The sequence below is a fragment of the Streptomyces griseoluteus genome (assembly GCF_004784465.1).
In the GTDB taxonomy this organism is placed as follows: domain Bacteria; phylum Actinomycetota; class Actinomycetes; order Streptomycetales; family Streptomycetaceae; genus Streptomyces; species Streptomyces griseoluteus.
Window position 1 is genome coordinate 767,962 of record NZ_SRRU01000001.1, and the last position, 21,817, is coordinate 789,778.

Here is a 21,817-nt window from a genome sequence, read left to right on the forward strand (position 1 = left end):
ACCTGACTCATGGGAGCCCAGCTCCGGGTCTACAAGCGTCGCATCCGATCCGTCACCGCGACCAAGAAGATCACCAAGGCGATGGAGATGATCGCCGCCTCGCGTGTCGTCAAGGCGCAGCGCAAGGTGGCGGCCTCCAAGCCGTACGCGGACGAGCTGACCCGCGCGGTCAAGTCGGTCGCCACCGGTTCGAACACCAAGCACCCGCTCACCACGGAGGCCGAGAACCCGACCCGTGCCGCGGTCCTGCTCCTCACGAGCGACCGCGGTCTGGCCGGCGCCTTCAACTCCAACGCCATCAAGGCGGGCGAGCAGCTCACCGAGCGCCTCGAGCGCGAGGGCAAGCAGGTGGAGACGTTCATCGTCGGCCGCCGCGGTGTCGCGCACTACAACTTCCGTGAGCGCAAGATCGCGGAGGCGTGGACGGGCTTCACCGACGAGCCCACGTACGGGGACGCCAAGAAGGTCGCGGCGCCCCTCATCGAGACCATCGAGACGCCCGAAACGGACGGCGGCGCGGACGAGCTGTACATCGTCTTCACCGAGTTCGTCTCGATGATGACGCAGACGGCGGTCGCCGAGCGGCTGCTCCCGCTGCGCCTCGACGAGGTCACGGAGGAGAAGACCGGCGACGGTGAGATCCGCCCGCTGTACGACTTCGAGCCCTCGGCGGAGGACGTCCTGGACGCCCTGCTGCCGCGGTACGTCGAGAGCCGGATCTACAACGCGCTGCTCCAGTCGGCCGCTTCGAAGCACGCCGCCACGCGGCGCGCGATGAAGTCGGCCACCGACAACGCGGGTGAGCTGATCAACACGCTCTCCCGTCTTGCCAACGCGGCCCGCCAGGCCGAAATCACCCAGGAAATCAGCGAGATCGTCGGTGGCGCCAGCGCCCTGGCCGACGCGACCGCGGGGAGTGACCGATAAATGACCACCACTGTTGAGACCGCGGCGGCCACGGGTCGCGTCGCCCGCGTCATCGGCCCGGTCGTCGACGTGGAGTTCCCCGTCGACGCGATGCCGGAGATCTACAACGCCCTGACCGTCGAGGTCGCCGACCCGGCGAAGGACGGCGAGAAGAAGACGCTGACCCTCGAGGTCGCCCAGCACCTGGGCGACGGCGTGGTCCGCACCATCTCGATGCAGCCCACCGACGGTCTGGTCCGCCAGTCCGTCGTGACGGACACCGGCGCAGCCATCTCCGTCCCGGTCGGCGACTTCACCAAGGGCAAGGTGTTCAACACCCTCGGTGAGGTGCTGAACGTCGACGAGAAGCACACCGGCGAGCGCTGGCCGATCCACCGCAAGGCCCCGAACTTCGACGAGCTCGAGTCGAAGACCGAGATGTTCGAGACGGGCGTCAAGGTCATCGACCTGCTCACCCCGTACGTCAAGGGCGGCAAGATCGGCCTGTTCGGCGGTGCCGGTGTCGGCAAGACGGTGCTCATCCAGGAGATGATCTACCGCGTCGCCAACAACCACGACGGTGTCTCCGTGTTCGCCGGTGTCGGTGAGCGCACGCGTGAGGGCAACGACCTCATCGCGGAGATGACCGAGTCGGGCGTCATCGACAAGACCGCGCTCGTCTTCGGTCAGATGGACGAGCCGCCGGGCACCCGTCTGCGCGTCGCGCTGGCCGGCCTCACCATGGCCGAGTACTTCCGTGACGTCCAGAAGCAGGACGTGCTGTTCTTCATCGACAACATCTTCCGCTTCACGCAGGCCGGTTCCGAGGTCTCCACGCTGCTCGGCCGTATGCCGTCCGCCGTGGGTTACCAGCCGACCCTGGCCGACGAGATGGGCCTCCTCCAGGAGCGCATCACCTCGACGCGCGGTCACTCGATCACCTCGATGCAGGCGATCTACGTCCCCGCGGACGACCTGACCGACCCGGCCCCGGCCACCACGTTCGCCCACCTCGACGCGACGACGGTGCTCTCCCGTCCGATCTCGGAGAAGGGCATCTACCCGGCCGTGGACCCGCTGGACTCCACGTCCCGCATCCTGGACCCGCGGTACATCGCGCAGGAGCACTACGACTGCGCCATGCGCGTCAAGAACATCCTGCAGAAGTACAAGGACCTCCAGGACATCATCGCGATCCTCGGTATCGACGAGCTGGGCGAGGAGGACAAGCTCGTCGTCCACCGTGCCCGTCGTGTGGAGCGCTTCCTGTCCCAGAACACCCACGTCGCCAAGCAGTTCACCGGCGTGGACGGTTCGGACGTTCCGGTGGACGAGACCATCGCCGCGTTCAACGCGATCCTCGACGGTGAGTACGACCACTTCCCGGAGCAGGCGTTCTTCATGTGCGGTGGCATCGAGGACCTCAAGAAGAACGCGAAGGAGCTGGGCGTCTCCTGACACCCGCGCTCCTGGCCGGGGGGGCGGGCACGTCCCGCCCCCTCGGCCACGCCCCCTAGAATTGACCCCGACACCCGGCACATCCGCCGGGTGGTGATCCGAGGAGCCAACCTTGGCTGCTGAGCTGCACGTCGAGCTGGTCGCCGCCGACCGCCAGGTCTGGTCCGGCGAGGCCACCCTGGTCGTCGCGCGCACCACGTCCGGCGACATCGGCGTCATGCCCGGTCACCAGCCGCTGCTCGGTGTGCTGGAGTCGGGCCCGGTGACCATCCGCACCAGTGACGGCGGGACCGTCGTCGCCGCTGTGCACGGCGGTTTCATCTCGTTCGCGGACGACAAGCTGTCGCTGCTGGCCGAGATCGCCGAGCTGGCGGAGGAGATCGACGTCCAGCGCGTCGAGCGCGAGCTGGAGCGAGCGAAGGCGGAGGACGACGAGGATGCCCAGCGTCGCGCCGACGTCCGTCTGCGGGCGGCGACCTCCACGCGCTGATCATCGCGCCGTGTGACCATCATTCAGCCGCGGCCGGCCCGGAACATTCCGGTGCCGGTCGCGGCTGAGGTGAATCCGGGTGTTTTTCCGGTTCCATTACCTGGCTCTGCGGTTTCATTACCCTGAGCCGAAAGCAGTTCCACTACCTGGGAGACGAGGAGGTCGGTGCCGATGGTCCTCGCTCTGACTGTGTGCGGAATCGTGGTCGCGCTCGTGGTGGTGGGTCTGTTCCTGTTCGGCCTGCGCCGCAGGCTCATCCAGCGTTCCGGCGGCACCTTCGACTGTTCGCTGCGCTGGGACGTGGGGGAGCAGTCCGATGTGAACGGCAAGGGCTGGAGCTACGGCGTGGCCCGCTACAACGGGGACCGCATCGAGTGGTTCCGGGTGTTCTCCTACGCCCTGCGCCCGCGCCGGGTGCTGGAGCGCTCGCGGATCGAGGTGGCCGGACGCCGGCTGCCCGAGGGCGAGGAGGAGCTGGCGTTGCTGTCCGACGCGGTGATCCTCGCCTGTGTCCATGAGGGCACCCGCCTCGAACTAGCCATGAGCGAAGACGCGCTGACCGGATTTCTCGCGTGGCTGGAAGCAGCCCCGCCCGGTCAGCGAGTGAATGTGGCGTAGCCACATTCACTCGCTGGGGGTCCCCCCGGACGAAGTCTGGGGGAGCGTCAACGTCGCTCAGAGGTCGGTGACCTCTCGAATTCCCTTACGACAGGCCGTTGCTGAGGGCCGTCACGAGTTCACCGTTGCTGGTGTCCCCGGTGAAGTCCCAGAAGAACGCCCCGCCCAGGCCCTGGCTCTTGGCCCAGCTCATCTTGCCGGCGATGGTCGACGGGGTGTCGTACGACCACCAGTTGCTGCCGCAGTGGGCGTACGCGGTGCCGGCGATCGTGCCGGTTACCGGGCAGGAGCCCTTGAGCACCTTGTAGTCCTCGATGCCCGCCTCGTAGGTGCCCGGAGCGGCTCCCGTGGCGGTGCCGCCGGGGGCGTCCTGGGTGACACCGGTCCAGCCGCGGCCGTAGAAGCCGATGCCGATGAGCAGCTTGTTCGCCGGGACGCCGACCGCCTTGTACTTGGCCATCGCGTCGGCGGTGGTGAAGCCCGCCTTCGGGATGCCGCTGTACGAGGTGAGCGGGGAGTGCGGAGCCGTCGGACCCTTGGCGTCGAAGGCGCCGAAGAAGTCGTACGTCATCACGTTGTACCAGTTGAGGTACTGCGACGCGCCCGCGTAGTCGGCGGCCTCGATCTTGCCGCCGCTGGAGCCGTCCGCGGTGACCGCGGCGGTGACCAGGTAGTTGGCGCCGAACTTGGAGCGCAGCGCGGAGACCACGTTCTTGAAGGCCGCGGAGCCGCTGGTGTCGCAGGACAGACCGCAGGCGTTGGGGTACTCCCAGTCGATGTCGATGCCGTCGAAGACATCGGCCCAGCGGGGGTCCTCCACCAGGTCGTAGCAGGACTGGGCGAACGCGGCCGGGTTCTTGGCCGCCTCGCCGAAGCCGCCGGACCAGGTCCAGCCGCCGAAGGACCACAGCACCTTGATGTTCGGGTACTTGGCCTTGAGCTGGCGGAGCTGGTTGAAGTTGCCGCGCAGCGGCTGGTCCCAGGTGTCGGCGGCGCCGCTGACCGACTGGTCGGCGGTGAACGCCTTGTCGTAGTCGGCGTAGGAGTCGCCGATCGCGCACTTGCCGCCGGTGACGTTGCCGAAGGCGTAGTTGATGTGCGTGATCTTGGAGGCGGAGCCGGACGTCACGATGTTCTTGACGTTGTAGTTCCGGCCGTAGATGCCCCACTCGGTGAAGTAGCCGAGCTTGACCTTGTCCCCGGTGGCGGGCGGCGGGTTGGTGCCGCCGCCGGTGGTGCGCACGGCCGTCGCTGCGCTCGCCGGACCGGTCTGGTCGGCGGTGTCGCGGGCGCGCACGCTGTAGGAGTAGTCCGTGCCGGCGGTGAGACCGGTGTCCGTGTACGAGGTGGTGGTGACGGTGGCGACCTTGGCGCCGTCGCGCAGGACGTCGTAGTTCTTGACGCCCTTGTCGTCGGTGGCGGCCGACCAGCTCAGCTTGACCGAGGTGTCGGTCACGGCGGAGGCGGTGGGCTTGCCAGGGGCGGAGGGCGCCGCGTCGCCGGGCACCGTGGTGCCGTCACAACTGTCGCCGTTCAGCTTGCAGTTGCTCGGCGAGCCGGAGCCCGCGCCGTTGAAGGCGAAGGAGATGGAGGAGCCGGGGGCGACCGAGCCGTTGTACGACTTGTTCTTCGCCGTCCAGTGGGTGCCGGAGGAGGTGACGTCGGCGTCCCACGCGGAGGTGACGGACGTGCCCGAGGGGAAGTCCCACTCGATCGTCCAGGAGCTGATGGCGGTGGTGCCGGTGTTCTTGACGGTCCACTTGCCTTCGAAACCGCTGCCCCAGTCCTGGGACTTCACATAGCTCGCGGTGACGTTGGTGGCCGCCTCGGCGGGGGCGGCCAGGCCGACGAGGCCGGCCAGGGGGAGCAGCAGGGTCACGGCACCCGCCGCGACTCTGTGTCTGAAGCGCATGTGCGCCTCCCTCGATGTCGGGGGGAACTTCCAGAGGCATGGGGGGCATGACTGAGCCTTCACGCCCATGCTGCCGCGAGAATAGGAAAGGTCTGGACCAGCGGTCAATAGGTCTGGACCATTTGTTCCGCAATTCGACTTAACCTCAACTCCGCTGCTGGCGCGGGAGTTTGACAGCGCATGAGGAGGACCTCGCCGACACCGCCGTGGCCGGGCTACGGCGGCGGGACCGGGGCGCCGATGTCGCGCCGGACACCGAACCGGGGGTCACCGTGCCGGGGAGCAGGCGGTGGTCTTGGTGGCCGATCAGGGGCCCGGCATACCGCCCGCGTCCCGGCAGCGGCCCTTCGAGCGGTTCCCGCGGGGGCCGCACAGCACCGGCTCCGGGCTCGGACTCACCCTCGTCGCCCAGCAGGCCGCGCTGCACCGGGGGAGCGTCGGCGTCACCGGCGGCCCGGACGGCACCGGGGCCCGCTTCGAGGTGCCGCTGCCGTTGGACGGTACGGCGGTGCCGGGGCGGCGGGACCGGCTGACCGGGACGGCCGGGGCGGACCGGTCGCAAGGTTTCCCCGAAGAGACCTCCTGGCCTCCGGGGCGACGGGCGGCACCACGGCCCGACCCGGACGTGAACGGAGGCGCACACGGACACGCGACGAAGCACCCGCACCCTCCTCGCCGGCCTCGCCACCGCGGCGCTGCCGGCAGGCTCGGCCGGTGCCGCGTCCGCCGCCGGCGCCTCTCCCGGCGCCGAGCCCGCCGGTGACGGGGCGCGAGCCCTCTGCAAGCGGGCTCTGAAGGCCGGCAGGCGCATCGGCCGCGCCCTGAAGCGACTCGAGGCGGGCAAGGCCCGGCGCGGCTCCGTGGCCCGCCTCCAGCAGCGCGTCGACCACGCCAGGAAGGCCGGCCATACCGGGATCGCCACCTTCCTCCAGGGCCGCCTCGACACCCGCGAGTCGCTGAAGAAGGACCTGCAGCAGCGCAAGCAGGACCTGGCCGGGGTCAAGACCTGGTGCGCGAAGAACGACGGCGGCAAGAACGACAGCGGCAAGAAGGGCAGTGGCAAGTGAGGCGCGGCTTCCGGCGCGCGGCGGCGGCCGTCACCCTGGCTGCCCTCGCGGGCCTCACCACCGCCTGCGGCCACGACGAGGCCGCCACCCCGACCAGCACCCCTTCGGGCTACGCGGACATGAAGCAGAAGGTCGACGCGGCGGAGTCGGCGGCCGCCGCGGCCGACCGCGACGCCACCGGTGACGCCGACCGGTAGAGGCAGCGGCAGCGATCGGACCGGGCACGGCCCCCGGAGGCGCCCCCGTCGCCGTACCCGGTCCTAGCGCTCGCCGCCCGGCACCCAGAGCACGTCGCCGGTCTCCTTGTTGGCCGTGCGGGCCAGGATGAACAGCAGGTCGGAGAGGCGGTTGAGGTAGGTCGCGGTGAGCGGGTTCATCGTCTCGCCGTGCACCTCAAGTGCCGCCCAGGTGGAGCGCTCGGCCCGCCGGACCACCGTGCACGCCTGGTGCAGCAGGGCCGCGCCGGGCGTGCCGCCGGGCAGGATGAACGAGCGCAGCTTCTCCAGCCGTTCGTTGAACCGGTCGCAGTCCTGCTCCAGCCGGTCCACGTAGAACTGCTCGACCCTCAGTGGCGGGTACTCCGGGTTCTCCACCACCGGCGTCGACAGGTCGGCGCCCACGTCGAAGAGGTCGTTCTGCACCCGGGTGAGGACCGTGACGACCTCCTGGTCCAGCCCGCCCAGCGTGACGGCGGTACCGATCACCGCGTTCGCCTCGTTGGCGTCCGCGTACGCGGAGATCCTCAGATCGGTCTTGGCGGTCCGGCTCATGTCGCCCAGGGCGGTGGTGCCCTGGTCGCCGGTCCTGGTGTAGATGCGCGTCAGATTGACCATAGGGTCAGCGTAGTTGCCCCAAAGGGCGCGAAGCGGTGCGGATTTGACGGACCGGAGCGGCACAACCGGAACGTGACGGGTGTCTCACGCCCTGAGACCGTGACACGCATTACTTACGGTCCTCAAGGCGTCGCCCGAGCGCTAATGTCCGCCGAGAGGAACCATAAACAGCGCGTAAGGGGAGTCGGAGTGGCAGGGAAGCTCGCCGTCATCGGGGCCGGTCTCATGGGGTCCGGCATCGCCCAGGTCGCCGCACAGGCCGGCTGGGACGTGGTTCTGCGCGACGTCACCGACGAGGCGCTCAAGCGCGGTACCGACGGCATCCGGGCCTCCTACGACAAGTTCGTCGCCAAGGGCAAGCTGGACGCGGCCGACGCCGAGGCCGCCCTCGCCCGGATCACGCCGACCACCGACCTGGACGAGGTCGCCGACGCGGACATCGTGATCGAGGCGGTCTTCGAGAAGCTGGAGGTCAAGCACGAGATCTTCCGCGCGCTCGACAAGATCGTGCGCCCGGACGCCGTGCTCGCCTCCAACACCTCCGCCATCCCGATCACCAAGATCGCGGCCGCCACCGAGCACCCCGAGCGCGTGGTCGGCGTGCACTTCTTCTCGCCGGTGCCGATGATGCAGCTCGTCGAGCTGGTCCGGGGTTACAAGACCAGCGACGAAACCCTCGCCACCGCACGGGAGTTCGCCGAGTCGGTCGGCAAGACCTGCATCGTCGTCAACCGCGACGTCGCCGGGTTCGTCACCACCCGCCTCATCTCGGCCCTCGTGGTCGAGGCCACCAAGCTCTACGAGTCGGGCGTGGCCACCGCCGAGGACATCGACCTCGCCTGCAAGCTGGGCTTCGGGCACGCCATGGGCCCGCTCGCCACCGCCGACCTCACCGGGGTCGACATCCTGCTGCACGCCACCGGCAACATCTACACCGAGAGCCAGGACGAGAAGTTCGCCCCGCCGGAGCTGATGCGCCGGATGGTGGACGCCGGTGACATCGGCCGCAAGAGCGGGCAGGGCTTCTACACGTACTGACCGCGTCCGGATCACCCGCCGATCCCGTGCGCGTCCGTACAGCCGCTCAGGGGTATCACCCCCGCGGGTGAATTCGGTATCGGTTCGCTTACAACCAGCAACCACATCGACACCCACACAGTCAGACGTTGCACAGCACCGTCACGGAGAACGCCACTCGCACTCAACGGGGAGCGCATATGTACATCAGGGGCGACCACGCCGAGCTGGTCGTCGGGGGGCGCCTCGACGTCCGCAGCGCGGCGGACGCCCGTACGGCCCTCCACGCGGCGGTCGACGACGGGATCGGCGATCTGGTGCTGGACCTGTCCGAACTGGACTCCTGGGACGCCACCGGACTCGGCGTCATCATGGGCGCACACCGGCGCGCGGGCCGCTGCGGCCGGCGGCTGGTGCTGCGCCGGGTGCCGCCGCAGATGCAGCGGCTGCTCGTGGCCACCCGGCTGCACCGCATCCTCGCCATCGAGGGCGGAGTCGGCGTGGAGTCGCTGCCCCGCGTGTGAGGTTCCGGAACCGGGGCAGGCTCCAACTCGTCCCGAACGGCGCGTCGCGCACATTCCTCACCGGAAGGTGATCTCCCGGATCTCTCGGGCCGTCCGGCACCCCGCCCTGTCGGTGACCCCTGCCGACGGTTTAGGGTTCGGTCGCCCGCCGCCTCGTGTAATCCGCGAGCGGGCCCGGACCAGAAGCGACAGCGCGATGTGCGGCAGGCCGGGAGGGGCCGAGATCGGCACACGACGCTTTTGGGGGCTTTGAACCCATGGACCCGATACTTCCGGGAACCGAGGACCACGGTCAGGCACTGAGCCGCCGTCCGCCGCGGGACCCCCTCACTGCCGACTTCGCCCCGAGCGGTCCCGTGCCCGCCCGCACCACCCGGCTGGTCTGCGGCGACTTCCTGCTCACCGTCAACCCGGTCGACGGCAGCGAGATAGAACCCTGCCCGCCGCACGAGTGCCCCCAGGCCCCCGCCAAGCGCACCCCGGCCGCCCGGGCCGAGTACGAGCGGGCCGCCCTGCCGCCCGCCCCGCCCGGACACCGGATGCCGGAACCCGAGTTGCTGGAGCGTCAGGAGATACGCGAGCGGCTGGTCCGGCTGCTCACCCGCGGCCGTACCGTCCGCCTCACCGGCCCCGGCGGCTCCGGCCGCACCGCCCTGCTCGACCTCGTCGCGGAGGACTGCGCCGACCTCGCCCCCGACGGCGTGGTCCGGCTCGACGGCCTCCACCGCACCCCCGACGACCTGCTGCGCGACCTCTTCCACACCGTCTACGACGCCCCCCGCCACCGCCTTCAGCCGGACGAGCTGCGCGAGACCGTCAAGGAGATCGGCGCCGTCGTCCTCATCGACGACCTGGAGTTCGGCGGCACCGCCCTCACCGAACTGCTCGAAGCCGCCCCCGAGTGCGCCTTCCTCCTCGCCGCCACCCCGGACACCCCCGCGGCCGCCGGTGACGTCGAGGACGTCGACCTGCCCGGCCTCGACCGCGCCGCCGGGGTGGAGATCCTGCAGCGGTCGGTGGGGCGGGACCTCACCGAGGAGGAGGCGGTCTGGGCCGGCGACCTCTGGTTCGAGTCCGAGGGCCTGCCGCTGCGCTTCGTCCAGGCCGGCGCCCTGCTCCGCCAGCGCGAGCAACTGCGCGCCAGCGGCGACGTGGTCGACGAGTACGGCGTCTTCGAGGACGTACGCGGCCCCGCCGACGCGGTGCTCGACCTGCCGGTGGAGGACGAGGAGGCCGAGGAGGTGCCGCTGCCGTCCCTCGCGGAGGCCGCCGCGCCCGCCCCGCTGCTCGCCTCCCGCCTTAAGCCCTCCGCCCGAGCCGCTCTGCGCTTCGCCGTCGCCCTGGACGGCGAGCTGCCGCACCCGGCGCATCTGCCCGCCCTGGTGGGCGACACCCACGCCGACGCCGCGCTCGGCGAACTCCTCGGCTGCGGGCTCGTCTCCCCGGCCGGCCCCCGCTACCGCCTCGCGGCCGGGGTGCGCGCCCAGCTGGAGGCCGCCGGATACGACGAGGACGCCCCCGCCGAGGCCCGTACCGCCGCCCGGCACTACGCCTGGTGGGCCGCCCACCCCTCCGTCACCCCCGAGCGGGTGTGCGCGGAGGCCGCGGCGGTGCTGACCGCGCTGGAGACCGTGCTGCCCGGCACCGAACCGGCCGCCGAGGGCGACGACGAGCAGGCGACCGCCGTCCGGCTCGCCCACGCGGCCGGCGCCGCCTTCGCCGCCGGGCTGCACTGGACCGCCTGGGAACAGGCCCTGCACGCCGGGTCCGAGGCCGCCCGCCTCGCCCAGGACGTCCCGGAGCGGGCCTACTTCCACCACGAGCTGGGCATCCTTGCCCTGGTCGACGGCCAACTGGACCGCGCCCGCTCGGAGCTGGAGGTCTCGCACGGGATGCGCACCGCGCTCTCCGACATGCGGGGCACCGTCGCGGGCCGCCGCGCGCTGGCCCTGGTCGCGGACCGCAGCGGCGACCTGCCGGGCCTCGCCGCGCTGATGGCCGCCGAGGAGCCCCCAGCCACCGGCACGGCGCCGCTCGCCCCGGCCCCGGCCGCGTTCACCCCGTCGTACGCCTATGGGCAGGAGACGGTCGTCGCCCGGCAGTCCGGCGCCGCGAAGGAGCGCGCCGGGGTACGGGCCATCGCGCGGCGCAATCTGGTGGCCGCCGGGTCCGGCGCGCTGCTGGTCGCGGTGCTCGGCACCGTCGTCACCCTCGGCATGACCTCCGACGAGGACGCCGGACGCAACCCGTCGAGCAATGTGGGCGGCAACCCGACCGCGACCCAGGACCTGGACGACGGCACGCTGGGCGCCGTCCCGAAGCGGGACGAACCCGCCCCGGCCGGCGTCACCACCACCCGCCCGGTCGGCCCCGGCCCGGACGGCACCCCCGGCACCTCGGACGACCCCCCGCCGTCCGCCACCACCGCCAGCCCGAGCGCCGACCCGACGGGCACCCGGGGCACCGGCGGCGCGACGAGCCCCGAGCCGACGCACGGCGGCGGCTCCACCGGACCCACGGGCACGCCGACCAAGACGGGCAGGCCGTCGACGCCTCCCGGCAGCACCGGCGTGCCGACGACGCCGGGGGAGCCGACCGACACCGGCGAGCCGAGCACGCCCAGCGACCCGACCACACCCCCCACGACCTCCACCTCGGCCGGCGGTCCGGCCGACGGTGCCACGGCGTCCGCGCCCGCCTCCAGTGAGGCCACCGAGACCACGGAGAGCGCGAGCACCGAGCCGCCGGTGATCTGAGGTGCCCGAAGGGCGGGTCAGAACAGGCGGAGCTTGTCGTCCTCGATGCCGCGCATGGCGTCGTAGTCGAGGACCTGGCAGCCGATGCCCCGGTCCGTGGCCAGCACGCGGGCCTGGGGCTTGATCTCCTGGGCCGCGAACACCCCGCGCACCGGAGCGAGATGGGGATCGCGGTTGAGCAGCTCCAGATAACGGGTGAGCTGCTCCACGCCGTCGATCTCGCCGCGTCGCTTGATCTCGACGGCGACCGTGCCGCCGTTGGCGTCCCGGCACAGGATGTCGACCGGGCCGATCGCCGTCATGTACTCGCGGCGGATCAGGGTGTAGCCCTCGCCGAGGGTCTCGATGCGGTCGGCGAGCAGCTCCTGGAGGTGCGCTTCCACGCCGTCCTTGATCAGACCGGGGTCCACGCCCAGTTCGTGGGACGAGTCGTGGAGGACTTCCTCCATCGTGATGATCAGTTTCTCGCCCGCTTTGTTGATGACGGTCCACACGCCCGCCTCGTCACCCGTGCCCTCCTTCAGGGTGCAGGGCGGCGACATCCAGTTGAGGGGCTTGTAGGCCCGGTCGTCCGCGTGGATGGAGACGCTGCCGTCCGCCTTGACCAGGATCAGGCGGGGGGCCGAGGGCAGGTGGGCGGTGAGCCGGCCGGCGTAGTCGACCGAGCACCGGGCAATGACGAGACGCATGGTCGGCAACGCTACTCGACGCGCACCCGTGCACGCGATTCGCCCGCGTCCCACCACCTGCCCGCCGCCACCCCCGTCCGGTGGGCCACCCCAATTGTCCCCGATAACTCTTGTTCATCCCTGGCCGATTGTGACCGCAGGACGACCGTTCCATATACGCATTCTGCTGGTGTGGTCACCGACGGTTGCCTACCGTAGGAGCAGGGAGGCCGCGTGGGGGTACGGAGCGTCTCCGGTGTCGCGCACTCCCTTATCTGTCCGGCAACCCCTGTCCATCGGGGGTGCGAGAGGAGAACCCATGTCGCTCGACGTCTCACCGGCCCTACTGGAACAGGCCGAGCGAGGCGAGGTCGACGAAGCAGAATTCGTCGACTGCGTCCGGACCTCCCTGCCCTTTGCGTGGGAGATGATCAGCTCCCTGGTGGCCCAGCTGAAGGTGGACGGCGGACTTTTCGCCGACAACCAGACGCCCCCGCCGGACGAGCAGGCGCGCGGCCAGTTGCTGCGCGCGCTCGCCAGTGACGCCATACGGGGCGCTCTCCAGCGTCACTTCGGCGTACGCCTGGCCTTCCAGAACTGCCACCGGGTGGCGGTGTTCCCGCTGGACCCGTCGGTGGACGAGAGGCTGGCCCGCTTCACCTCGGTGCGCGCCCAGCTCCTCAACCAGTCCCCGGAGCTGCGGGACTGCTGACGCACGCGCGCGACGTCGGCTCCATGAGCCGCCGGCTTGCCGTTCCCGTCCGGGGGAGGTGCATGCGGGACGGGCGCGGCAGGCTCTCCCGGCGGCCGGGGAGCCGGTGGCGGTCAGCGCAACTGCGGCAGCACCTCGGCGCCCAGGCGCCGCAGGTTCTCCTCGGTCGCGCCCAGATCGCCGGAGCCCTCGACGAGCAGGGCGAAGCGGGAGATCCCGGTCCGCTCCGCGGTGGCCGCGAGACGATCCGCGGCCAGCCGGGGCGTACCCACCGGGTGCAGCCCGCAGAGCAGTTCGGTGTAGGCGTACGGGTCGCGCATCGCGCGCGCCCGGCCGTCCACCGTGACATGGGCCTCAAGGCCCCACTTGAGCCAGCCCGGCATCGCTTTGAGCAGCGTCTCCACCGCGTCGGGGCGGCTGTCCGCGAGCTGGCAGACGCCGGCCGAGACATGGCCGGCGGCCGCGATCTCCCCGGGCGAGCGGCCCGACTCGCGGGCGTGGCGCCGCCAGAGGGCGACCATCTCGGCCTTCTCCTCGTCCCCGACGTGCATCCCCAGCAGCATCGGCAGACCCCGCTCCGCCGCCAGCCGCACGCTCTTGGGGGAGGTGCACGCCACCACCACCTCCGGGCCCGGCGTCTCGGTCAGCGCGTCCGACGGGCGCGGCACCACCGGCACCTCGCGGAACGCGTACCGCTCGCCCGAGGCGCCGACCGACGGCTCGCGCAGCCAGCGCAGCAGCAGGTCCAGCGACTCCGGGAAGCCGCGCTCGTACGCCCCGAGCCCCGTGCCGAACACCTCGAGGTCCACCCAGGGCCCGCCCCGGCCGACACCCAGGGTGAACCGGCCGCCGCTGGTGACGTGCAGCAGCGCGGCCTGCTCGCCGAGGGCCACCGGGTGGACGGTGGGCAGCACACTGACCGCGGTGCCGACCCGGACCCGGCGGGTGCGGCCCAGCAGCAGGGCGGCCAGGGTGACGGCCGACGGACAGGTGCCGTACGGCACGAAGTGGTGCTCGGCCAGCCACACCGTGTCCAGACCGGCCTCGTCGGCCACCTCGGCGCAGCGCACCGCCCGGTGCAGGGCCTCTCCGGCGCCCTGGCCCGGATACTGGGCCGCCAGCACAAAACTTCCAACGCGCATCGCATTTCCCGCTTCCTTGGCTCCGACCGGGAGCTCCCCCGACCGGCATAACCACATGACACGTGCCCAGGACACGGCTTCGTGAAGGGATTTGCGGATTGTCTGCAGAATGGTCGCTTCTCTGCTGAAATGGATCGGCCTGGAAGGGGACTTGTACGGGTTGACGCCCTACGCGTACCCCGGCCGCCGCCGCGTAGGCTGGACGCGGCCCGTGCTCCCTGTATAGCCCCAAGAGGTGTCCCGTGTCCCCGCGTCGCAACCGACCCAAGGCGGCAGGCTCGTCCGGCCGAGGTGCCGAGGACGACCGGTCGGGCCGGTACGGCGGCTGGCAGTCCACCGAGAGCTGGCAGGGCGAGGAGTGGAGCGTCCGCCATGTCGCCGGGGCGAGCGCCGACGGCAAGACCTACCGCTGTCCCGGCTGCGACCAGGTGATCCACTCCGGTGTCCCGCACGTGGTGGCCTGGCCGGAGCACGCGGGCGTGGACGACCGGCGGCACTGGCACAAGGCGTGCTGGAACGCACGGGACCGCCGCACCACACGGGTACGGCGGTCCGGAAACTCGCCCTGGTTCTGAAGGACGGCGTGCTTACACGTCCCGGCTCTCCAGCAGCGCGTACGCCCCGGCGAACGCCGCCGCCGTCACGCCCAGCATGATCCACAGCGGCTCCCAGCCCGAGGGGCCGGAGTGGCTGAGGGTGTTGTCGTAGAAGACGCCCATCTGGCTCGGGATCGAGTACTCCAGCAGCGCCTGCTGCACCTTCTCCAGCGAGCCGGCGTTCATGAACAGCGCGATCACCAGCGGGGCCAGCACGGCGCCGATCATGATGGTGATGGCGCCCGCGGAGTGCCGGATCATCGAGCCGACCAGCAGCGACAGCAGGCCGAGCAGCGCGATGTAGAGGCTGATGCCGAGCGTGGCCTTCAGCCATTCCGCGCCGGACGGGGTCCGGGTGCCGTTGCCCTCCAGCATCGAGGTCTGGATCAGCGCCACCAGGGACACCGTCGCCAGCGTCACCACGAAGGCGACCACGAAGAACACGATCGACTTGGCCGCCAGCACCCGGCCCCGGCTCGGGCACGCGGTCATCGTCGTACGGATCATGCCCGTGCCGTACTCGGACGCCGTGGTCAGCACGCCCAGCGTCATCACGCACATCATGCCGAGCAGCAGCCCGAAGAAGCCGAGGGTCAGCGGGTTCTGGCCGTCCAGCTCACCGGCGTTCCGGACCGCCACCGCGGCCAGCAGGCCGATGCCGACCACGAGCAGGACGAACACACCGAGCGTCCACACCGTGGAGCGCACCGACTTCATCTTCGTCCACTCCGAGGCCAGCGCGTGCCCGAGATGCGTGGGCGTGACCGGGATCGGTGAGCTGTAGCCGGACGGGAGACCGCCGGACGCGGGGGGCGCCTCGGGCATCGGGGGCTGCTGGGTGCTCATCGGGAGTCCTCGGGCTTCGTCGGTTCGGCGGGCACGGCGTACGGGTTCGGCGCCTCGGGGCCGGGCGCGGCCGGCGCCGGCGGGGCGTACGGGACGCCCGGCTGGGGCGGCGGCGGGGCGTACCAGCCCGGCTGGCCCTGGCCCGGCACCGGCATCGGGGGCTGCACACCGGGCGGCAGCGGCTGCTGGAGCCCGGAGCGCTGGTCCACGGTGGAGCGGTAGTCGACGACGCCCTGCGTCATCCGCATGTACGCCTCCTCCAGCGACGCCTGGTGCGGCGACAGCTCCCACAGCCGTACGTCCGCCTCGTGCGCCAGGTCGCTGATGCGGGGGAGCGCCAGCCCGGTCACCCGGAGCGCGCCGTCCAGCTCGGGCAGCACATGGCCGCCCGCCTCGGTCAGCGCCGAGGTCAGCTTCTCCCGCTGCTGCGGCTCGGTGTCCGGGGTGCGCACCCGCGCGAAGTCGGCGGAGTTGGCGGAGATGAAGTCGGTCACGCTCATGTCGGCGAGCAGTTGGCCCCGCCCGATCACGATCAGATGGTCGGCGGTCAGCGCCATCTCGCTCATCAGGTGCGAGGAGACGAAGACCGTACGGCCCTCCGCGGCGAGCGCCTTCATCAGATTGCGGACCCAGAGGATGCCCTCGGGGTCGAGGCCGTTGACCGGCTCGTCGAACAGCAGCACCTGCGGGTCGCCCAGCAGGGCGGCCGCGATGCCGAGGCGCTGGCCCATGCCGAGCGAGAAACCCTTGGAGCGCTTGCGGGCCACTTCCTGGAGCCCGACGACCCCGAGCACCTCGTCCACCCGGCGGGCCGGGATGCCGGAGAGCTGGGCGAGGCTGAGCAGATGGTTGCGGGCGCTGCGGCCGCCGTGCACCGCCTTGGCGTCGAGCAGCGCGCCGACCTGGCGGGCCGCGTTGGGCAGCTTGCGGTACGGGTAGCCGCCGATGGTCACCGAGCCGGAGGAGGGGTTGTCCAGCCCGAGGATCATCCGCATGGTCGTCGACTTGCCGGAGCCGTTGGGCCCGAGGAAACCGGTCACCGCGCCGGGACGCACCTGGAAGGAGAGGTCGTGCACGGCGGTCTTGTCGCCGTACCACTTGGTCAGGCCAACAGCCTCGATCATGCTCCGCACCCATCGGAAGGTTCAGGACAGCGTGGCGCGTGCCCCCGTAAGGGTTAGGAGGATAACCGGGCCGGAGCGGTTCCGCTCAAGAGAAAGTAAAGCCAAAGGCTCACGGCGCGTGTCCGGTCACCGCCGAGAGCGGCCGAAGCCCTCTGCCGCGTCGGCGGCAGAGGGCTTCGCCCGCGCTCAGCGGGAATGCGCCCCAGGACGTTACCGGGTCTGCTGCGCCGGCACGCCGCGGCCCGCGGTCTCGTCCTCCACCGGGGAACCGGCGGCGGCGACCGCGGCACCCGTCAGCGTGGCGAGCATCTCGCGGACGTTGGTGAGCTGGGCGTTGATGCTGTCGCGGCGGTTGGTCAGCGCCGCCAGCTCCCGCTCGGACTCCGAACGGATGCGGTCCGCCTTGGCGTTGGCGTCGGCCACGATGTCCTCGGCCTGACGCTGGGCCGTCTCCACCGTCTGGCGCGCACGGCGGTCGGCGTCGGTGCGCAGCTTCTCCGCCTCCAGACGGAGCTGCTCGGCGCGGTGCTCGATCTCCGCGAGCCGCTTCTCCGCCTTCTGCTGACGCGACGCCAGGTCCCGCTCGGACTGCTCGCGGCGCTTGGCGAGGTTGGTCTCGAAGTCGGCGGCGGCCTGCGCGGCCTTGGCGCGGGTCTCCTCGAAGAGGGCGTCGGCCTCCTCGCGCTTGGACTGCGCGTCCTTCTGCGCGTCGGCGCGGAGCTGTGCCGCCTCGCCCTTGGCCTTCTCGACGATCCGGACGCCCTCGTCCTCGGACTTCGCCTTGCGCTCGGCGGCGAACGACTCCGCGTCGTTGCGCACCTGCTGGGCGGCCGACTCGGCCAGCTCACGGTGCTGTTCGGAGGCGCGCCGGGCCTCCTCGCGCAGGTCCTTCGCCTCCTCCTCGGCAAGGCGCAGGATCTTCTCGACCCGCGCGCCCAGACCCGCGTACGACGGCTCCGCGTCGGTGATCTGGGCCTGGGCGTTCTGCGTTTCGAGGTGGAGCTCCTCGATGCGCTTCTCCAGTGCGGTGATCCGGGAGAGCGCGCTGTCACGGTCGGAGACGAGCTTGGAGATGCGTTCGTCCACCTGAGCACGGTCGTATCCACGCCGCACTAGCTCGAAGCCGTAGGGGGAAGTGTCGCTCATGGGGTTCCTGTCGAATGAGACCGGTGAGGTGATAGAGGGAATCCTAGGCGCCCAAGCGGTGTGTCATCGCGCGGATACGTTTTTGGTCTGGAGAATGACACCTCTTTCGGGTGGCCGACCCCCCAGAACTTGCCATGTCCGTCCTAACCGTCGGAGTTCTTGCCGCCCGACCGGGGCGGACCCACCGTCGCACCCGCCTTGACCCCGCCGTCCTTGCCCGCCGGGCCCTCGAACGACTCCAGCGCCTCCAGCACGTCCTGCACCCGCGAGATCTCGGTGTTGATGTCCTCGCGGCGGCGCACCAGGATCTCCAGCTCGCGCTTGCCCTCCTCGACCGTGCGCCGCGCCTCGCGGATCGCCTCGGCCTTCAGGTCCTCGGCCTCCTTGACGAGCCTGGACTTCTTCTGCTCGGCCTCCTTGAGCAGACCCTCCGCCTTCTTCACGGCGGCGATCCGCACCTTGCCCGCCTCGGAGTTGGCCTCCGACACCAGCTCCTTGGCCGTCGCCTGCGCCTTGGCGAGCTGCTCCTCGGCCGCCTTGATCAGCGCGTCGCAGCGGTCGCCCGTCGACTTCATCGTCTCGGCCGCCTCCCGGCGGGCCCGCTCGTGCAGCTCCTCGATCTCCGAGGTGACCCGCTCGCGCAGCTCCTCGGCCCGCTCCCGGATCGCGGTCGCGTCCCGGCGCGCACCGACCAGCAGCTCGTCGGCGTCCGTACGGGCCTTCTCCACACGGGCGTTGCCCGCCACCGTCGCCTCGGCCACGATCCGCTCGGCCTCGGTACGGGCCGCGCCCACCATCGAATCGGCCTGGCCCTCCGCCTCCGCGGTGGTCTTCTGCGCCTGCTGCCGCGCCTCCGCGAGCAGCTTGTCCGCCTCGGCCGCCGTCTCCGAGATGAGGGTGTCGACCTGCTCGGCCGCCTCCGAACGCCGCTTGTTGGCCTCGCTGCGCGCCTCGTCCAGCGTCCGTTCGGCCTCCTCGCGAGCGGAGTTGGTCAGCCGCTCGGCCTCCGTCTCCGCCTCGGACCTGACCCGCTCGGCCTCGGCGCGCATCCGCTCCGCGTGCCGCTGCGCCGTACCGACCGTCTCCGCCGCCTCGGCGCGCAGCCGCTCGGCGTCGTCGGTCGCGTCCGCGATCAACTGCTCGGCGCCCGCCACCGCTTCGGCGCGGACTCGCTCCGCCTCCGCGGCGGTCTCGTTCTGGAGCCGCTCCGCCTCGGAACTCGCCTCGGTGATGAGGGTGTCGGCCTGCGTCGCCGCGTCCGACCTGATGCGGTTGGCGTCCTCGCGGGCGTCCGCCCGGGTCCGGGACGCGGCCTGGTCGGCCTCCGCCAGCTTGTCCGACGCCTCGGTCCGCACCCGCTGCGCGTACTCGGCGGCCTCCGAGCGCAGCCGCTCCGACTCCTGGGCCGCCTCGGCGACCGTGTGCTCGGCGAGGGCCTTGGCCGCCTCGGACTCCTCGGCGGCCTCCCGGCGCAGCCGCGTCGCGTCCTGGCTCGCCCGCTCCCGCTCGGCGTAGGCGTCGGTGCGGACCCGGTCCGCCTCCTCCTCGGCCTCCCGCCGGGTACGGTCCGCCGCGTGCTCGGCGGCCGAACGCAGCCCGGCGATCTCCTCCTGCGCCTGCTCGTGCAGCCCGCTGACGGAGTCCCGTACCTGCGCCGCGTGGGTCTCGGCGGCGGACACCATCTCGGTGGCCCGGCGGTCCGCCTCCTCCACCAGCCGGGTCGCCTCGGCCTGCGCCTCCTCCACGCGGGTGCGCGCCGCGGCCAGCAGTTCCTCGCTCTGCTCGCGGGCCCGCTCGCGCTCCTGGTCCGCCTCCTCGCGGGCGGCACCGAGCAGCTCCTCAGCCTCGCGGCGGCGCCGGGCGGCCTCCTCCTGGGCGGCGGCCAGCGTCTCGGACGCCTCGGTGCCCAGCCGCTCGGCGGCGGCCTGCGCCTCGGCGCGGACCCGGTCGGCGCTCTCCTGGGCCTCGGCCTTGAGCCGCTCGGCCTCGGTCGCGGCCTCCGACCGCAGCCGCACGGCCACCGACTCGGCCTCGGCACGCGAGGCGGACGCGTCCGCCGCGGCCTCGTCCCGCAGCCGCTCGGCCTCGGTCGCGGCCTGCTCCTGGAGCGTACGGATGCGCTCGGCGGCCTCCGACCGCAGCCGCTCGGCCTCCTCACCGGCCTCGCGCCGGATACGGGACGCCTCCTCGCGGGCCTCGGTCAGCGCCTGCTCGGCCGACTCGAGGCGCTCGTGCGCCTCGGTCTGCAGCCGGGTCAGCTCACCGGCGGCCTCCTCGCGGCGGGCCGCGGCGGCCTTCTCGGCCTCCTCGCGCAGCTCGCGGGCGGCCTTCTCGGCGTCCGCGCCGACCGTCTCGGCCCGCTCCTCGGCCTCGGCCTTGAGCCGCTCGGCCTCCTTGCGGGTGCGCTCCAGCGTCTCCTCGGCCTGCCGGCGCAGCGTGGTCGCGCGCTCGATGGCCTCGGTGCGGACCTTCTCGCTGTCGGTGGTGGCGGTCTTGCGCAGCTCGTCCGCGTCCGCCTTGGCCTTGGCGAGGAGTTCCTCGGCGGACTTGGCCGCCTCCTCGATCTGGGTGACGGCCTCCCGCCGTGCCTCGGCGCGGATGGAGTCGCCCTCGGTGACCGCGTCGGCGCGCAGCTGCTCGGCCTCGCCGCGCAGACGCCGGGCCTCCTCCTGCAGCTCGACCGTCTTGGCCCGGTACTCCTTGGTGTCGTCCTTCGCCGTGCCCTTGAGCTGCTCGGCGATGTCGTGCGCCTCGGCGCGCAGCCGGTCCGCCTCCGCCTCGGCCTCCGAGCGGATACGCTCGGCCTCCTCGGTGGCGGCCTTGGTGGTCCTGCGGGCGTCCTCGGCGGCCTTGTTCAGGACCTCCTCGGCCGTCCGGGCCGCCTTGGAGAGCTGGCTCGCGGTCTCCTCGGCGGTGGCGCTGCGGGCGTTCTCCCCGGCCTCGGCGAGGATCTTCTCCGCCTCGGCACGGGCGTCCGCGACGATCTGCTCGGCCTCCGCCTTGGTGGTCTCGGCCTCCTTGGTGGCCTCGCTGACCAGCCGGGCGACCTGCTCCTTGGCGGTGCGCGTCCGGGTCTCGTTGGCGGCCTCGGCGCCTGCCAGCGCCTTGGCGGCGGCCTCCTTCGCCTCGGTGACCAGCTTCTCCGCCTCGGACCGGGCGCTGCGCAGCGCGCGCTCGGCCTCCGCCATCCGCTCCTCGGCGGTGCGGCTCAGCTCGGCGGCCTGCCGGCGCGCGGCGTCCGACTCGCTGGCGGTGGAGGTACGGAGCTGCTCGGCGTGGTCGGTGGCCTCCTGCGCCTGCGAGGAGGCGGCGTTCAGCAGCCGCTCGGCGTCGGTACGGGCCCGGCGCAGGATCTGCTCGGCCTCGGCACGGGCCGCCTCCGCGTCGGTGCGCAGCCGCTCACGGGCCTCGTGGGTCAGCCGCTCGGCCTCCGCCCGGGCGGCGGCCATGGCCTGCTCGGCCTCGGCGCGCGACTCGTCCAGCAGCCGGCGGGCCTGCTGCTCGGTACGGGCCCGGAGCTGCTCGGCCCAGGCCACGTTCTCGTTGACGTGGGACTCGACGGTCTGGCGGCGCTCGGCCAGCTCCTGGTCGAGCTGCTGGCGGCGGGTGACCGCCTCCTGGTGCAGCTCCGCCTGGAGCCGGGCGGAGTGCTCGGCGTGCTCCTGGAGGATGCGCTGGGTCTGCGCGCGGGCCTGGCTCAGCTCGCGTTCGGCGTCCTGCCGCAACTGGTCGGCCTGCACCTGGGCGTTGCGGAGCAACTGCTCGGCCTGGTAGCCGATGTCACCGCCGTCGTAGGCGGGACGGGTCATCAGGGTGCGGCGCGCCTCGTGCAGCTTGGCGCGCAGCACCTCGACCTGGTAGCCGAGATCCTCGGCGTGCTGGATCGCCTTTTCCCGCTCGGTCTTCAGCCGCTTCATCTCGGCCTCGAACCGAGAGAGGTGGTCGACGTCAGCCGCCGGCTCTCGCTCCTGGCTCTCGTAGCCCCGCACTGCGCGGTCCCAT

Annotated in this window: 19 protein-coding genes and 1 pseudogene; 12 read left to right on the forward strand and 8 right to left on the reverse strand. The window is 71.8% G+C overall.

Annotated features, from left to right (window positions below; translation table 11 throughout):
- Positions 1 to 9: 9 nt before the first annotated feature.
- The 4 genes from E5082_RS03715 to E5082_RS03730 all read left to right on the forward strand — a co-directional run bounded on the left by E5082_RS03715 (position 10) and on the right by E5082_RS03730 (position 3,472).
- A complete protein-coding gene (locus tag E5082_RS03715) occupies positions 10 to 927 on the forward strand; it encodes a F0F1 ATP synthase subunit gamma (RefSeq protein WP_135789812.1) in 918 nt (305 codons plus the stop codon).
- The gene (atpD, locus tag E5082_RS03720) at positions 928 to 2,364 is read left to right on the forward strand and encodes a F0F1 ATP synthase subunit beta (RefSeq protein ID WP_135789813.1); all 1,437 of its coding nucleotides are present in this window, start codon (positions 928 to 930) and stop codon (positions 2,362 to 2,364) included.
- A gap of 112 nt (positions 2,365 to 2,476) precedes the next feature.
- Complete coding sequence (locus E5082_RS03725) at positions 2,477 to 2,854, forward strand: F0F1 ATP synthase subunit epsilon (protein WP_135789814.1); 378 nt, start codon at positions 2,477 to 2,479, stop codon at positions 2,852 to 2,854.
- A 171-nt stretch (positions 2,855 to 3,025) separates the two neighbouring features.
- Complete coding sequence (locus E5082_RS03730) at positions 3,026 to 3,472, forward strand: DUF2550 domain-containing protein (RefSeq protein WP_135789815.1); 447 nt, start codon at positions 3,026 to 3,028, stop codon at positions 3,470 to 3,472.
- A gap of 85 nt (positions 3,473 to 3,557) precedes the next feature.
- On the opposite strand, the gene E5082_RS03735 is transcribed toward E5082_RS03730, so the two are convergent.
- Positions 3,558 to 5,384, reverse strand: coding sequence for a glycoside hydrolase family 18 chitinase (locus E5082_RS03735; protein ID WP_135789816.1), 1,827 nt, complete (start codon positions 5,382 to 5,384; stop codon positions 3,558 to 3,560).
- Between the two features lie 286 nt (positions 5,385 to 5,670).
- Here E5082_RS03735 and E5082_RS03740 point away from each other — a divergent pair.
- From E5082_RS03740 to E5082_RS03750, 3 genes and pseudogenes are all read left to right on the forward strand, one after another.
- Positions 5,671 to 6,147: pseudogene (locus tag E5082_RS03740) on the forward strand (sensor histidine kinase); the annotation flags it as partial.
- A gap of 97 nt (positions 6,148 to 6,244) precedes the next feature.
- Entirely contained in the window at positions 6,245 to 6,451 is a 207-nt protein-coding gene (locus E5082_RS32790; RefSeq protein ID WP_229918884.1) for a hypothetical protein, read from the forward strand.
- Entirely contained in the window at positions 6,448 to 6,648 is a 201-nt protein-coding gene (locus tag E5082_RS03750) for a hypothetical protein (RefSeq protein ID WP_135789819.1), read from the forward strand. Before E5082_RS32790 ends, E5082_RS03750 begins: the two co-directional genes overlap by 4 nt.
- Before the next feature lie 63 nt (positions 6,649 to 6,711).
- Here the strand turns inward: E5082_RS03750 and E5082_RS03755 are convergent, their stop codons facing one another.
- The gene (locus tag E5082_RS03755) at positions 6,712 to 7,284 is read right to left on the reverse strand and encodes a cob(I)yrinic acid a,c-diamide adenosyltransferase (protein WP_135789820.1); all 573 of its coding nucleotides are present in this window, start codon (positions 7,282 to 7,284) and stop codon (positions 6,712 to 6,714) included.
- Between the two features lie 189 nt (positions 7,285 to 7,473).
- Between E5082_RS03755 and E5082_RS03760 the strand changes: the two genes are divergently transcribed.
- From E5082_RS03760 to E5082_RS03770, 3 genes are all read left to right on the forward strand, one after another.
- The gene (locus tag E5082_RS03760) at positions 7,474 to 8,322 is read left to right on the forward strand and encodes a 3-hydroxyacyl-CoA dehydrogenase family protein (RefSeq protein ID WP_135789821.1); all 849 of its coding nucleotides are present in this window, start codon (positions 7,474 to 7,476) and stop codon (positions 8,320 to 8,322) included.
- 179 nt (positions 8,323 to 8,501) lie between these two features.
- Positions 8,502 to 8,825 (forward strand): STAS domain-containing protein, encoded by a 324-nt coding sequence (locus E5082_RS03765; RefSeq protein ID WP_135789822.1) that lies wholly within the window; start codon positions 8,502 to 8,504, stop codon positions 8,823 to 8,825.
- Between the two features lie 257 nt (positions 8,826 to 9,082).
- On the forward strand, positions 9,083 to 11,581 hold the full coding sequence (locus E5082_RS03770; RefSeq protein WP_135789823.1) for an ATP-binding protein: 2,499 nt from the start codon (positions 9,083 to 9,085) through the stop codon (positions 11,579 to 11,581).
- Between the two features lie 17 nt (positions 11,582 to 11,598).
- Here the strand turns inward: E5082_RS03770 and nucS are convergent, their stop codons facing one another.
- The gene (gene nucS / locus E5082_RS03775; protein WP_135789824.1) at positions 11,599 to 12,270 is read right to left on the reverse strand and encodes an endonuclease NucS; all 672 of its coding nucleotides are present in this window, start codon (positions 12,268 to 12,270) and stop codon (positions 11,599 to 11,601) included.
- 298 nt (positions 12,271 to 12,568) lie between these two features.
- On the opposite strand from nucS, the gene E5082_RS03780 reads away from it, so the two are divergent.
- Positions 12,569 to 12,961, forward strand: coding sequence for an SCO5389 family protein (locus E5082_RS03780; RefSeq protein ID WP_135789825.1), 393 nt, complete (start codon positions 12,569 to 12,571; stop codon positions 12,959 to 12,961).
- A 113-nt stretch (positions 12,962 to 13,074) separates the two neighbouring features.
- Here E5082_RS03780 and E5082_RS03785 read toward each other — a convergent pair whose 3' ends face one another.
- Positions 13,075 to 14,103 carry an LLM class flavin-dependent oxidoreductase gene (locus tag E5082_RS03785; protein ID WP_135789826.1) on the reverse strand — a complete coding sequence of 343 codons (1,029 nt, stop codon included), beginning with the start codon at positions 14,101 to 14,103 and terminating at the stop codon, positions 13,075 to 13,077.
- Positions 14,104 to 14,345: 242 nt separating this feature from the next.
- Between E5082_RS03785 and E5082_RS03790 the strand changes: the two genes are divergently transcribed.
- Positions 14,346 to 14,678, forward strand: coding sequence for an ATP/GTP-binding protein (locus tag E5082_RS03790; RefSeq protein WP_135789827.1), 333 nt, complete (start codon positions 14,346 to 14,348; stop codon positions 14,676 to 14,678).
- 12 nt (positions 14,679 to 14,690) lie between these two features.
- Here the strand turns inward: E5082_RS03790 and E5082_RS03795 are convergent, their stop codons facing one another.
- The 4 genes from E5082_RS03795 to scy form a co-directional block, all read right to left on the reverse strand.
- Positions 14,691 to 15,545 (reverse strand): ABC transporter permease, encoded by an 855-nt coding sequence (locus E5082_RS03795; protein ID WP_135789828.1) that lies wholly within the window; start codon positions 15,543 to 15,545, stop codon positions 14,691 to 14,693.
- Positions 15,542 to 16,669 carry an ABC transporter ATP-binding protein gene (locus E5082_RS03800; protein ID WP_135789829.1) on the reverse strand — a complete coding sequence of 376 codons (1,128 nt, stop codon included), beginning with the start codon at positions 16,667 to 16,669 and terminating at the stop codon, positions 15,542 to 15,544. The genes E5082_RS03795 and E5082_RS03800 overlap by 4 nt, the downstream gene beginning before the upstream one ends.
- A gap of 210 nt (positions 16,670 to 16,879) precedes the next feature.
- Entirely contained in the window at positions 16,880 to 17,815 is a 936-nt protein-coding gene (locus E5082_RS03805; protein ID WP_086694976.1) for a coiled-coil domain-containing protein, read from the reverse strand.
- 143 nt (positions 17,816 to 17,958) lie between these two features.
- Positions 17,959 to 21,804 carry a polarized growth protein Scy gene (gene scy, locus E5082_RS03810; RefSeq protein WP_135789830.1) on the reverse strand — a complete coding sequence of 1,282 codons (3,846 nt, stop codon included), beginning with the start codon at positions 21,802 to 21,804 and terminating at the stop codon, positions 17,959 to 17,961.
- Positions 21,805 to 21,817 lie beyond the last annotated feature (13 nt).

Bases quoted from the DNA above. Each gene is read 5' to 3' on its own strand.
- E5082_RS03715 (WP_135789812.1), top strand. From the start codon at position 10: ATGGGAGCCCAGCTCCGGGTCTACAAGCGTCGCATCCGATCCGTCACC.
- atpD (WP_135789813.1), top strand. From the start codon at position 928: ATGACCACCACTGTTGAGACCGCGGCGGCCACGGGTCGCGTCGCCCGC.
- E5082_RS03730 (WP_135789815.1), top strand. From the start codon at position 3,026: ATGGTCCTCGCTCTGACTGTGTGCGGAATCGTGGTCGCGCTCGTGGTG.
- E5082_RS03735 (WP_135789816.1), bottom strand. From the start codon at position 5,384: ATGCGCTTCAGACACAGAGTCGCGGCGGGTGCCGTGACCCTGCTGCTC.
- E5082_RS03755 (WP_135789820.1), bottom strand. From the start codon at position 7,284: ATGGTCAATCTGACGCGCATCTACACCAGGACCGGCGACCAGGGCACC.
- E5082_RS03765 (WP_135789822.1), top strand. From the start codon at position 8,502: ATGTACATCAGGGGCGACCACGCCGAGCTGGTCGTCGGGGGGCGCCTC.
- E5082_RS03770 (WP_135789823.1), top strand. From the start codon at position 9,083: ATGGACCCGATACTTCCGGGAACCGAGGACCACGGTCAGGCACTGAGC.
- nucS (WP_135789824.1), bottom strand. From the start codon at position 12,270: ATGCGTCTCGTCATTGCCCGGTGCTCGGTCGACTACGCCGGCCGGCTC.
- E5082_RS03780 (WP_135789825.1), top strand. From the start codon at position 12,569: ATGTCGCTCGACGTCTCACCGGCCCTACTGGAACAGGCCGAGCGAGGC.
- E5082_RS03785 (WP_135789826.1), bottom strand. From the start codon at position 14,103: ATGCGCGTTGGAAGTTTTGTGCTGGCGGCCCAGTATCCGGGCCAGGGC.
- E5082_RS03795 (WP_135789828.1), bottom strand. From the start codon at position 15,545: ATGAGCACCCAGCAGCCCCCGATGCCCGAGGCGCCCCCCGCGTCCGGC.
- E5082_RS03800 (WP_135789829.1), bottom strand. From the start codon at position 16,669: ATGATCGAGGCTGTTGGCCTGACCAAGTGGTACGGCGACAAGACCGCC.
- E5082_RS03805 (WP_086694976.1), bottom strand. From the start codon at position 17,815: ATGAGCGACACTTCCCCCTACGGCTTCGAGCTAGTGCGGCGTGGATAC.